This window comes from Actinomycetota bacterium (assembly GCA_041658565.1).
In the GTDB taxonomy this organism is placed as follows: Bacteria; Actinomycetota; AC-67; order AC-67; family AC-67; genus JBAZZY01.
The window spans coordinates 1-9,080 of the sequence record JBAZZY010000046.1; the positions used below are offsets into that span (position 1 = coordinate 1).

Here is a 9,080-nt window from a genome sequence, read left to right on the forward strand (position 1 = left end):
TCCAAACGCGGCGGATATCCCGTGCCGGAAGCGGAGGAGGTAATCCTTCCGGATCCTCCGATGCCTCCGCGTGCATGCGGAACCAACCAGCAGGTTTGCAGGAGCGGACGATGAACGAACAGAAGCCGCTTGGCTACGTGGTAACCGCCGCAGCAAACCGTTTGCAAAACGGCGGCGTCACCGAATACATCCAGTCGGAGAAGCCTTCGGGCGATCCGCCGTGCCGCGCCGTCTTCCTGCACCCCGATCCCTCCGCCGACAAGTTGCGGGCGAGGATCCGGGTGCTGGAGGCGGAAGCCAAGACAGCCGACGAACGCGCCAAGGAGATGAAGCACGACGCCGAACACCGCTTCGGCCGGTCGGCAGAGCAGGATCGGCTCATCGAGGATCTTCGACGGGACCTTGCCGCCGAGTCCCGCAAGGTCGGCGAGCTCCAAACGCAACTCGACGCGCTCGTCACCGATCGGCTGCACGCCGACCGCGACTGGATCGCCGCCAACAACTTCGTCGCACGCGCCATCGCGTTCGCGGAAGCGTTCGACCACTACGAGGCGTCCAACGGCGACGTGAAGACCGTGGCCTCGTGGGCGATCGTCCAGCGAGCGCGCAAGGAACTCGACATTCGCCCGACCACGTTTTCGGAACCGAGCATCGGCGCCGCCGAGTGGCTGGACGCGCATTGCCCGGACGGGTGGGATTGCTACGAGGTGATCGGTTGGGGCGGGCACCGATGGCTCGCAAGGGACAAGGGGGGTCCGGAGCACGACTTCGGCACGTCACCGCTCAAAGCCCGCGAGGCCTTGGCCCGGGCGCTGGGGTGGACGGGAGGCCAGAAGGCCCAAGGGCCAGCCGTGGCCGCCCCAGGCGCCGCTAGGACGCCCCCGGTCGGGTCAAGGGGCGGGTCCGGGACGCCAACGCCGCCACGGGCAACGTCGTGCGAGGGAACGGCGTTGCAGGTATCGGACTGCACTCCGGTCGGCGTTGATTCCGACATCGAAAAGATGAGGCATCAAAAAGCAGAAGTCAACCACACGCGTGAGGGTCGCGACTGCTCGACTTGTCTGCTCGGCGAGGAACCCGATGCGCACCCGGGTTGCGTTGGGTGCCACGGCGTCGATGGCAACCCGCGATGGCAGGCGGAACGCAAGCCCGAAGAGAAAACGGATCGCCCGAAGTGGATGTCCGATTTCCTGCGTATCGAAGACGGACTGTGGAAGGGGCTCTACCGCCGCGTCCGCGCCCCCAAGCCCGACCGCTGCCCGCTGCCCGCCGACGTGAGCGGGTGGAAGCGCCCGACGCAGCGACACGCGCATTGGTACGATGGCCTATTGCTATGGGAGGTGGTGGTCTACCCGGATGATCACGCTTTCCGCGTGTTCTACGATCACGGTCTCGTCGCGATGGCCCCGTGCCGAACACCAGAGGGTGGGTTGAGGTTGGGGGTCAAGGCTGCGCGCAGAGCGTGGCGGTTGAGGAACGGAGGCGGAAAATGAAAGATGCTTTCGATTTGATTCCGGCGGTGATGTTGGGGGTCATGATGCTTGGCTTGGTTGGAGGTGTCGTCGTCGGCATTGACACTCTCGTGGTCCGCACCCTGTCGTCGCGGGCCTGTTCGATTGCCTGCGATGGGATGGTCAGGGAGTGCGAGCCAACATTCCCGTGGGGTCTTCCGGCTCACATGCGCTGCGAGACGAGCGAAGGAGTCAGGATCGAGGTGGTGAAGTGAACCTCACTTCCGAGCATCTGGAGGAACTGATCGCATCCGTCGTGTCCTGGATTGGCGCGCACACCCGCGATCGTTACATCCACGAGCGGCGCATGTGCTCGCTCATCACGCGCTATGGTGTGCGGGCGCTGACGCTTGCACGCGAGAGCGCAACGAACAAGGACAACTGCGAAGTCGCGCTTGCCCGCCTAGCCGAACTCGACATCACGCCGATCATGACGGCGAAGTGCGGGGACCGGATTGCTGGGTGGTCGACACCGCACGGGATCGAAACGGGAGCCACCAAGAATCTCATCGAGCGCCTTCGGTTCGAGTCGAAGCGCCGCAAGGATTCGTGGGCCGCGCATCCGCGCAAGCACGACGCGGACGTGAAGCTGGGCGAGTGGTCTGCGCTGCAAGAAATGGCTGAAGTGTTGGAGATGGAGAACCACCATGCGTAACCGCCAATCCGCGCTCATGCAAACGGTCCCCATGCACTACGACATTGACCAGCCGGTCAACCACGGCGATCGGCTCCGCGTCGAGATCACCGAAGCGGGAGTGTAAAGGATGGCTGTCTTGCGCCGCGCGCTGCCGGGCGAGGTGGGGATTCTCAGGGACGTTGAAGGACACGAATGGATCGAGGAAGGGAGCGGAGCATGAACATCAATTGGGTTTCGACTGGCGACTTGGCGGAGAAGGATGCGACAACGGCGAAGGTTGGCAACTACGACCTTTTCGTCTTCCCACCCGGAAACCACTATCACCTCCGCGCAAAGGACCCTCCGCATTGGACGGTGCAACGGTGCGACGGAGAAAAGGGGCCTCGCGGAACGGGTCCGTGTGAATCACTAGCGGAAGGCCAGGCGAGAGCCGTCGCGTGGTTGGAACAGCATGGAACCTACGGATCAATCGGCACCGTCACGAAGGCCAACCACCGACCGTGCAACTGTCCAGGCAAGGGCGTCGAAGGCGGATGGCACGCGACGTGGTGCGCAGCCAAGCAAGTGGAGATAGCGATCGGAGCCGCACCCACGGCGCAAGTCATCAACGACCTTGAGCGAGCGCGCCGGGCGTTCGGTGACTGCGCGATGGTGCGAGACCTGGAGGCGAAGGTCCGAACATGCACCTGCGACACCAAGGACGGGAAGCACGCCAACACGTGCGGGGTGCTGGGAAACATCGCCGACGCCATGTGTCCGCCGCTCGCGCCGAAGCAATGGGATCGGCTGATCGAAGATCGTGCGTTTGTGCCGAACGGTTGGGCCGCGATGGTCGCTGAGCACGCAGCACGGAAACCCGAGCCCGCATCCCTCGAATGGCTCGCCCGCGATCTGGGCCTCTCGCCGAACGCGCCCGACGAGACCATCAAGGCCACGGTCAAGAAGCGGCTCGCGGGGCAGTGGGAGGAGTTGGTCGAATGCACGCGCCGCAATGGCGAGTTGGTGGACCGCGCCGACGCTGCGCAACGAACGCGGGAGGAAGTGATCCAGGACTTGGCTGCAGAGCAGAAAGAGAACGACACCTTGCGCGGCATGGTGGCCGAGACGCAGATCGAGATCGCGAAGCTGCGGAGGGGAAAGCGATGAGCGGCGGATCCTACGACTACCTGTACAGCAAGATCCAAGACGCGGCCAACAGCGTCAACGAACGCGGCACCACCCGAGGGCCGCTCCGTGCTGCGTTCGCCGTCCATCTGCACTTGGTCGCAAAGGCCATGCAGCATGTCGAGTGGGTCGACTCGTGCGACAGCAGTCCCGGGGCAGAGGACGATGCGATCCGCGCATGCCTTGCGCCGGGTGCCGAATGTGACGCCGCGAGGGAAGCTCTTGAAGCGGCGATGGTTGCCGCGGGCAGGGTTTTGGAAAGGACGCGACCATGAACCCTCCCGCATCCCTCTCCGACGTAGCCTGGTGCGTCACCGCCGAGCATCGCGAAGGCGGCACCTGGTCGGCAATCGGCCGCACCGTCGAGGAAGCCTACGCTGCTATGCGTCGCCGGCAGGAAGCGTTTCCCGGGCAGTACCTGAAGATCCGCCCGCCTGCACAATGCGGAGTTGTCGAGAGCGGCGTGGGGTTGGTTTGGAGGGTGAGATGAAAGTGCGAGAACTGATCGAGGAACTCGGCAAGCACAATCCAGAAGCCGAGGTTATGCACTGCGACGAAGACGGGTGGTGCAGAGACATCGACAAGAGCCGAGTGACCGTCGTCGTGTACAACCAAGATTCCCCCGATGACGAGCCGCGCAGAGGGGCACCCAAGCACGTTGTTTTGGAGGGCAGATGATTCTATGCAAACAGTGCAAGTACTGGACAGCAACCCCACAGCTTCACGGGCTTGCGGGCTGGGGCTGGTGCAAGCGAACGCATGCGGAGAACAAGGAAGAGGACGGGCCCGTTGTGCAGTCGGATGCTGAGAGTATTGCTTTCGCAGATCCCGGGGATCGGTGCGACGATGAGTCGGTATTGCGATGCAAGCCGGACTTCGGCTGCGTGCAAGGTGAATCATGAGCAAGCCCCACCGATGCAAGTCCACGCCGAAGGGCCAACACCTCGCCGCGTTCCCGCCGAAGTGGGCGCGGTACTGCTGGCGCGAGAGCGTTCGATCGGAGTTCAGAACCGAGGTGCGCAGGAGGGTTTTCGAGATGTGCGATCGAACGCGCGTGGTCATCGACGCGGCATACGAGGGCATGGAGCGCGCTGAAACGCCGCAAGAGTTCATCGCTGCCCGTCGTCGATATTGGGAAGAGAAGGGTTGGGTCGAGCCCGGTTTCGATCCGAGTGGGTTGGTTGTGGAGGTGATGCATGTTGAGCGATGAAACGATCGAGGAAGCGAAGACCGAACTACCCGAGATGGTGAAGATGGTTCCGGCCGAAAGCACCATCTGGGTGCATGAGCCATGCAACGTGCTCCTGCAACACGCGCAGCACCGCGCCACCGATGCCGACTTGCGCGACGTGCTGAAGGCGCTCCCGCTCGAACGGCTGTCGGCGGTGTTGGAGCCGTGGTTGATCAAGCCGACAACGGTGCGCGCCATCGATTCGGACGAAGGCGTTGTGGTCCAAATCGCATCACAGGACCCCCGCGCGGCATTGCTGATCCAGGCGTCCAAGATCGGGGCCAAGATGGCAATGGCGATCTTCTTCGCCCAGATCCCGGCGACACCGAAGGAGCCGACCGATGGGCGCTGAATACGAATGCGAAACGTGCGGCGAGATGATCGACCAAAAGTGTCCAGAGGCGCACGACCCGACGGCGTGCCTGATGCGAGCGCAGACGCGGAACTCGCAGACGATCCCGATCGAGTTTCTCGCCGACCTGCCGGAGCGCATCGAAAGGATCGAGCGGCGGCAACTGTTGCTCGCGCAGATGCTTCGGCTTGAGACCGGGAACTATCGGATCACGCAAGCACTGAGCGACGAATGGGGAGACGACCTATGAGAGACCCCGATTGCAAGGCATGTGTCGCAACACCGCTGAGCCCCGGCGAGATGTCCTACCAGTGCCCGCAGTGCTGGGGCGGGCGACCGGCGATCGTGGCCGTGGTGGAGCGAATGGGGAAGATCGAGCGGCGGCAGCGGTTGCTGGCAAGAGCGGCCACGGTGGCGCTGAATTGGATTTGGAAGTTCAGACACGACGACTCGGCGAAGGATTTCGCGGAACTGATCGAGCGCCAGTGGGGCGAGGAGTTGAAGCCATGAGCGATCCCATCTTCGACCCGTTCGCGGGCATCCGTGCGGCGTTCCACCCCGAGACCGGCCGCATCGAGGCCAGCATTCCGATCAGCCACACGATCGCGCAACGGATGATCGCGCAAGGGGATGGGGACCTGATTCGATGGGACGATCCCCCGGCCGATCCCGTCGCCGATATTCGCGCGGCGCTTCGTCCGAGGATCGATCCCGGGATCCTGCTCAACCCCGCGCAGTGGCAGACCATGCGTGCGTTGGTCGCCCGGGACATCTACCTGCATCGCACCATGGGCGTGTGGTCGCCGTTCACCCGCGACATCGAGGCCGCAACGGCGGAGTGGTTGGAGTCATGAGCAACCCCATCGCAGACCTCATGACCGCAATGCTGCCGAACGAGAACTCGACGATCATCTTGAGCCTTACGTCGATGTTAGCGTTTGCCCCGCGTGAACCTTGCGAGCGCGACCGCTACCGGCTCAAGGTTCACTCGCTGTTTGCGGACGCGTTTGCGATTGCGACCGTTGACTGGCTCGACGAACCCGACTTTCGCATCATCGACGAATTCCGGCTCACCGAAGTCTCGATCATGCCGGAAGGGATCGGCGTGGGCGGACACGTGATCAAGGAGTCGGTTCGATGACCACCCGCACCGCACCCAAGGACGTTTGCGGCTGGCAGTACGCGCTGCCCGGCAGCCTCCGATGGCTGAACGGTCTCTCGCGCGAAATCGCCAAGACGATGAGGATCGATCGCGAGCGCGTCGCCATCGAGTCAGTCGGGCCCGGCACGGTGGAGATCCGAATCGTCGACGGCACAGCGCGCGAATGCATCACGTTTCTGGAACTGCTGAACGAAGACTTACCGCTGCCCATCGTCGCGACGGTGCGAGGGGATTGCGGCGCGGCGATTGAGGATAGGAGGGGAGAGTCATGAGCGGCGTTTTTGGCTATGACAATAAGGCGTGCCGAGCACGCACCGTTGGTGTGTGTTCTGCCTGCAAGGAGCCGATCGAAATTGGCGACACGATCTTTTTCGAGCAGAGCAACGGCAAATGGATTCGAGTTCACTTGCGATGCACAGCGGGCGATTCATCCTGTTACAAGACATGGGATGATCTGAGGTTGGGCTCATGACCCGCTGCATCCGCACCGCCGACGGGTGGATGGACCTGCCCGCCGACACCGCAACGACGACGGGGCTGCTGCTGCGTGACTGCGAACCCGGCAGCGTCCACACGTTCGTCCGTAGTCGGTTGATCGAGGCGCGGGTCATGCCGGTGGGGTTCGATCCTTGCCGCGACGACCCGCACGAAACCACGCCGACGCCGGGTGAGCCGGGCGATGGGATTCACGGGCAAGGTGGGAGATCATGATCGACAACGACGCGGAGACTGTGGTATCTACCCGAGTGCAAGACGACGAGACCCTCAGCTTCAAGCGCTTGACCTTCCCCGCGCCCACGAAACGGCGAAGGAAGTGGCTGCGCGAAGTGCGAGAGATGGCCGATCGCGTTGCGGCATCGGGCGCCCCTCCGAAGGTCATAGTGCCGTCCACGGATTGGGGGATCGTGCGGATATGAACCGCTGCCGAATCTGCGGGCGACACTTGACCAACCCCGAGAGCATCGCTCGGCACGTCGGTCCCGTGTGTGCGCCGAGATCCCGCCGCTTCCGCCTTCGCGCTCGCAGGCCGGGGAAGCGGAGTGGGCAGATGGAATTGTGGGAAGGGTTGACAGAATCAGGCGTGCCGGTCACATCCTGAAGGAGTTCTAGTGTGACATTTCAGAAAGACATCGAAGACGAATCGGAGACTGGTCACCATGAGTCAGCGGGCGGGACTCGCTGCGGAGGGTAGCATTATGATGAAACAGCCATTGCTTGTTGTTGTGGTGTCGACTTGTCCGGAGCATCGCGTGCGTACGGACCTGGGTTCGGTTCTGACCGGCAACGGGTTGTTCGCAACGCACGTCATCAACCCATCGGAATATCTGCGATATGACTATGCTCCAGTGAAACTCATCCTGATCGATCGAAGCGGATTGAATAGTGGGAAGTCGAGGGACATTGCGGCGCATGGGCAGAACATCGGCAAACCATCGGTGGAGGTCTATCGTCAGAAGGGTTCCGACCTGTCGGAGTTGGTCCGCGTTGTTGACGGGATACGCTCGGCGCTTCCTTCGTCGCGACCCGATCGCTCAATTCCTCCCCCGCCCGTGATGCCCCGGGTCACTCCGAAGGTTCCGACAAGTGCGGAGATCGATATGCAAGCAGAGATCGACATGTTGCGCGCAGCCAACGAACGCATGCGGGCGAGGTCGACGCAGCCGAAGCCAGAGCCTCCACCGGAACCCGCGATCGAAGTAGTCCAGACAAACGACGCTCTCGCGCTCGTTCACGTGCCGTTCGACGGCGGGCACCTGGAAGCCGTCCGCAAGCCAGACGGGACCATCTGGGCGGGCGTTCGTCGAGCCTGCGAAAACTTGGGCGTGAACGCAGACGGACAACGCGTGAAGCTGCAAAACGCGGCGTGGGCGTGTACAGAGATGATCTCTGTGCAGGATGCAAGTGGGCGAATTCAGCCAATGTTCATGCTTCGAGCCGACTGCGTGGCGAAGTGGGCAGCGGAGATCGATGCCAACCGGGTGCGTCCGGAGATTCGACCCAAGCTCGAACGGATGCAGGCAGAGGCACGCGATGTTCTTGCCGCGTGGTTCACCCCCGGGGCGGCGCACTCTGCCGGAGTGGACGTGGAAGCCATCGGGGCTGCGCTGGTAGCCACCGGCCAGAAACTGAGGGCGCACGATGCGTCGTTGGCTCGCATGGGCGAGGACGTGCGGGTGGTGATGAGTCTTGCAGGTGAAGCGCAGCGCGAGGTCAAGGAGAAGTACGCGGATCTTGATACCAAGCTACGGCAGATCGCGTCCACCATGCATCCCCGCAAGAAGCGCGCGGTGTATGGGCAACTCGGGTTCCCCGCCGTCAGGCAAGCGATCATCGATCTGCGTCGCGGTGACTTGTGCCAATGGGCGATGGAAATCGTCAGGCGCACCGGGCGCGATCCAAACGAGTGGGTCGAGGACCGAACGTTGTTCACGAAGATTCACGGCCACGTGTTCACGCGTTGTCGACAACTGGCGGAGTGCGCCGCAGGGGCAATGAAGTTGCTCACACCAGAGAACATCGAGACGATGGCGGCGATGCTCCCCGCTGCTGCGCGTCATGTCGGGCAGAACTATGGCGTCGAGCTTGGTGACTGGAAACCACCGGTCGGCGGCCGGGTCGTTGGAATCAGGGAGGCGAGGTAGCCAAAACGCACTGAGCCCCTGCAGCTTCCACCCTGCAAGGGCTCTCGACCCGCCTTCCCGGACGCGTCTCTTGGGCTGTATCCCAAGAACGACGGTCTGTCAACTCCGCGCTGGTTCGCGGGGATCGGAAGGTGCACATGGATTGGCAATCTGAGAACGTCAAGGGTGACCTGGGGTGGTATTATCTGAGCGCACCTTCGGAGTGCGGGGTCCGCTCGACACAAGCCGGATTCGAGTCGCAGATGGCCGCGCGTGCCCTGTCGGGCAAGGTCGACGGCACGATGCACGTCAAGGAAACGCGCAGCAGTCCCCACCTGGCTGAGCTGCCCGAAGACTTCGACGCGTTCCTCGAGCGGGCCGTTGCGGATCTTTCTCGCTTGG

Annotated in this window: 16 protein-coding genes; all 16 read left to right on the forward strand. The window is 63.0% G+C overall.

Features of this window, described 5'->3' with window-relative positions:
* Nucleotides 1-110 precede the first annotated feature (110 nt).
* The gene (locus WDA27_14290) at nucleotides 111-1,493 is read left to right on the forward strand and encodes a hypothetical protein (protein ID MFA5892095.1); all 1,383 of its coding nucleotides are present in this window, start codon (nucleotides 111-113) and stop codon (nucleotides 1,491-1,493) included.
* Nucleotides 1,494-1,722: 229 nt separating this feature from the next.
* Nucleotides 1,723-2,166, forward strand: coding sequence for a hypothetical protein (locus WDA27_14295; protein MFA5892096.1), 444 nt, complete (start codon nucleotides 1,723-1,725; stop codon nucleotides 2,164-2,166).
* Between the two features lie 198 nt (nucleotides 2,167-2,364).
* Complete coding sequence (locus WDA27_14300; protein ID MFA5892097.1) at nucleotides 2,365-3,294, forward strand: hypothetical protein; 930 nt, start codon at nucleotides 2,365-2,367, stop codon at nucleotides 3,292-3,294.
* A complete protein-coding gene (locus WDA27_14305) occupies nucleotides 3,291-3,587 on the forward strand; it encodes a hypothetical protein (GenBank protein MFA5892098.1) in 297 nt (98 codons plus the stop codon). Before WDA27_14300 ends, WDA27_14305 begins: the two co-directional genes overlap by 4 nt.
* Nucleotides 3,588-3,798: 211 nt before the next feature.
* The gene (locus WDA27_14310) at nucleotides 3,799-3,990 is read left to right on the forward strand and encodes a hypothetical protein (protein MFA5892099.1); all 192 of its coding nucleotides are present in this window, start codon (nucleotides 3,799-3,801) and stop codon (nucleotides 3,988-3,990) included.
* A gap of 220 nt (nucleotides 3,991-4,210) precedes the next feature.
* Complete coding sequence (locus WDA27_14315; protein MFA5892100.1) at nucleotides 4,211-4,522, forward strand: hypothetical protein; 312 nt, start codon at nucleotides 4,211-4,213, stop codon at nucleotides 4,520-4,522.
* Nucleotides 4,509-4,895: a hypothetical protein gene (locus WDA27_14320; GenBank protein MFA5892101.1), complete on the forward strand. Its 387-nt coding sequence runs from the start codon at nucleotides 4,509-4,511 to the stop codon at nucleotides 4,893-4,895. The genes WDA27_14315 and WDA27_14320 overlap by 14 nt, the downstream gene beginning before the upstream one ends.
* Complete coding sequence (locus WDA27_14325; protein MFA5892102.1) at nucleotides 4,885-5,145, forward strand: hypothetical protein; 261 nt, start codon at nucleotides 4,885-4,887, stop codon at nucleotides 5,143-5,145. Before WDA27_14320 ends, WDA27_14325 begins: the two co-directional genes overlap by 11 nt.
* Nucleotides 5,142-5,405, forward strand: coding sequence for a hypothetical protein (locus WDA27_14330; GenBank protein ID MFA5892103.1), 264 nt, complete (start codon nucleotides 5,142-5,144; stop codon nucleotides 5,403-5,405). Before WDA27_14325 ends, WDA27_14330 begins: the two co-directional genes overlap by 4 nt.
* On the forward strand, nucleotides 5,402-5,749 hold the full coding sequence (locus tag WDA27_14335; protein MFA5892104.1) for a hypothetical protein: 348 nt from the start codon (nucleotides 5,402-5,404) through the stop codon (nucleotides 5,747-5,749). Before WDA27_14330 ends, WDA27_14335 begins: the two co-directional genes overlap by 4 nt.
* Nucleotides 5,746-6,036, forward strand: a complete 291-nt coding sequence (locus tag WDA27_14340; GenBank protein ID MFA5892105.1) for a hypothetical protein — start codon at nucleotides 5,746-5,748, stop codon at nucleotides 6,034-6,036. The genes WDA27_14335 and WDA27_14340 overlap by 4 nt, the downstream gene beginning before the upstream one ends.
* On the forward strand, nucleotides 6,033-6,329 hold the full coding sequence (locus WDA27_14345; GenBank protein MFA5892106.1) for a hypothetical protein: 297 nt from the start codon (nucleotides 6,033-6,035) through the stop codon (nucleotides 6,327-6,329). Before WDA27_14340 ends, WDA27_14345 begins: the two co-directional genes overlap by 4 nt.
* A 196-nt stretch (nucleotides 6,330-6,525) precedes the next feature.
* Nucleotides 6,526-6,768: a hypothetical protein gene (locus tag WDA27_14350; protein MFA5892107.1), complete on the forward strand. Its 243-nt coding sequence runs from the start codon at nucleotides 6,526-6,528 to the stop codon at nucleotides 6,766-6,768.
* Complete coding sequence (locus WDA27_14355) at nucleotides 6,765-6,974, forward strand: hypothetical protein (GenBank protein ID MFA5892108.1); 210 nt, start codon at nucleotides 6,765-6,767, stop codon at nucleotides 6,972-6,974. The genes WDA27_14350 and WDA27_14355 overlap by 4 nt, the downstream gene beginning before the upstream one ends.
* Before the next feature lie 279 nt (nucleotides 6,975-7,253).
* Nucleotides 7,254-8,699 (forward strand): phage antirepressor N-terminal domain-containing protein, encoded by a 1,446-nt coding sequence (locus WDA27_14360; protein MFA5892109.1) that lies wholly within the window; start codon nucleotides 7,254-7,256, stop codon nucleotides 8,697-8,699.
* A 137-nt stretch (nucleotides 8,700-8,836) separates the two neighbouring features.
* Nucleotides 8,837-9,080, forward strand: a 244-nt coding sequence (locus tag WDA27_14365; GenBank protein MFA5892110.1) for a hypothetical protein, incomplete at its 3' end; no start/stop codon positions are given.